The following is a 1,893-nucleotide window of genomic DNA, read 5'->3' on the forward strand; positions in this document are numbered from 1 at the left end:
AGCGGTAAAGGTGCTGCCCGATTACAGCATCGTACACAAACAGGACTGGTTCATCAAAGAGAACTATGCGCCTGACATCCAAAAGGATGATTTGAGTTTCCTTTCCCGTTCCTTTGAACGGCATTTCAATGAAAGACCTTTCTTAAATCATACCTGCTACCTGTTCCTGACGAAAACCACAAAGGAACGCAGCCGGATGCAGAGTAATTTTTCCACCCTTTGCCGGGGTTTCCTTGTCCCCAAAGAGATAAAGGATAAGGAAACGGTTACAAAATTCCTCGAAGCGGTGGGGCAGTTTGAAAGCATTATGAACGATAGCGGTTTCATTACCCTTACCCGCCTGAACTCGGACGAAATCACCGGAACAAGGGAAACGGCGGGTATTGTGGAGAAATACTTTTCACTCTCACAGACCGATACCACCACACTGAAAGATATTTCACTGGGTGCTGACGAAATGAAGATTGGCGATGATATTCTTTGTTTGCATACCCTTTCGGATGCGGAAGATATGCCGGGCAAGGTGGGAACAGATACCCGCTATGAAAAGTTATCCACCGACCGGAGCGATTGCAGGTTATCTTTTGCTTCTCCGGTGGGCGTGTTGCTCTCCTGTAACCATATCTATAACCAGTACATCTTCATTGACGACCATACGGAGAACCTGAAACAGTTTGAAAAGATGGCTCGCAATATGCACTCGCTTTCCAAATACAGCCGTGCCAATCAGATAAACAAGGCTTGGATAGAGGAATATTTGAACGAAGCACATTCACAGGGGCTTATCTCCGTGCGATGCCATTGCAATATCATGGCATGGAGTGACGACCGGGACGAACTAAAGCATATCAAAAACGATGTAGGTAGCCAGCTCGCACTTATGGAGTGCAAGCCACGCCATAACACCACCGACACGCCGACCCTGTTTTGGGCGGGCATACCCGGCAATCAGGGGGACTTCCCGGCGGAAGAAAGTTTCTACACTTTTACCGAACAGGCTCTTTGCCTGTTCACTGAAGAAACGAACTACAAAAGTTCGCTTTCCCCTTTTGGTATCAAGATGGTGGATAGGGTCACTGGAAAGCCGTTGCACATTGATATTTCAGACCTACCCATGAAAAAAGGTATCATTACCAATCGCAACAAGTTTATACTTGGGCCGAGTGGTAGCGGCAAGTCATTCTTTACCAACCACATGGTGCGCCAGTATTACGAACAAGGGGCGCACGTCCTGTTGGTCGATACAGGAAACAGTTACTTGGGGCTGTGTGAAATGATTAACCGCAAAACACACGGGGAAGATGGAATATATTTCACTTATACCACCGAAAACCCGATAGCGTTCAATCCTTTCTATGTGGAAGATGGGGTATTTGATATTGAGAAAAAGGAGAGTATCAAAACGCTTATCCTGACCCTGTGGAAAAGGGACGATGAAGCACCCACACGGGCGGAAGAAGTGGCTTTGTCAAACGCTGTAAGTTCCTATATCGAACTGATTACTAAGGACAGTTCGGTTACTCCCTGCTTCAATACGTTCTACGAGTATGTGAAAACCGATTACCGGGAACACCTGCAAAAAAAGAACGTCCGGGAAAAGGATTTTGATATAGACAATTTCCTGAATGTATTAGAACCTTACTACAAAGGGGGCGAATACGACTACCTGCTGAACTCCGACAAGGAGCTTGATTTGTTACATAAACGCTTCATTGTCTTTGAGTTGGATAATATCAAAGACCACAAAATCCTGTTCCCGATTACTACGATTATCATCATGGAAGTGTTCATTAACAAGATGCGTAAACTAAAGGGTATCAGAAAATTAATATTGATAGAAGAAGCGTGGCTGTGACATGTAAGTCTTATGTGTGATTGTTTAACGTTCCATTC

Annotated in this window: 1 protein-coding gene; it reads left to right on the forward strand. The window is 45.1% G+C overall.

Features of this window, described 5'->3' with window-relative positions:
• Positions 1-1,855, forward strand: a 1,855-nt coding sequence (locus DWW91_RS16220) for a TraG family conjugative transposon ATPase (RefSeq protein ID WP_122328340.1), incomplete at its 5' end; no start/stop codon positions are given.
• Positions 1,856-1,893 lie beyond the last annotated feature (38 nt).

The sequence above is a fragment of the Parabacteroides sp. AF17-3 genome (assembly GCF_003635445.1).
GTDB classification, from domain to species: Bacteria; Bacteroidota; Bacteroidia; order Bacteroidales; family Tannerellaceae; genus Parabacteroides; species Parabacteroides goldsteinii.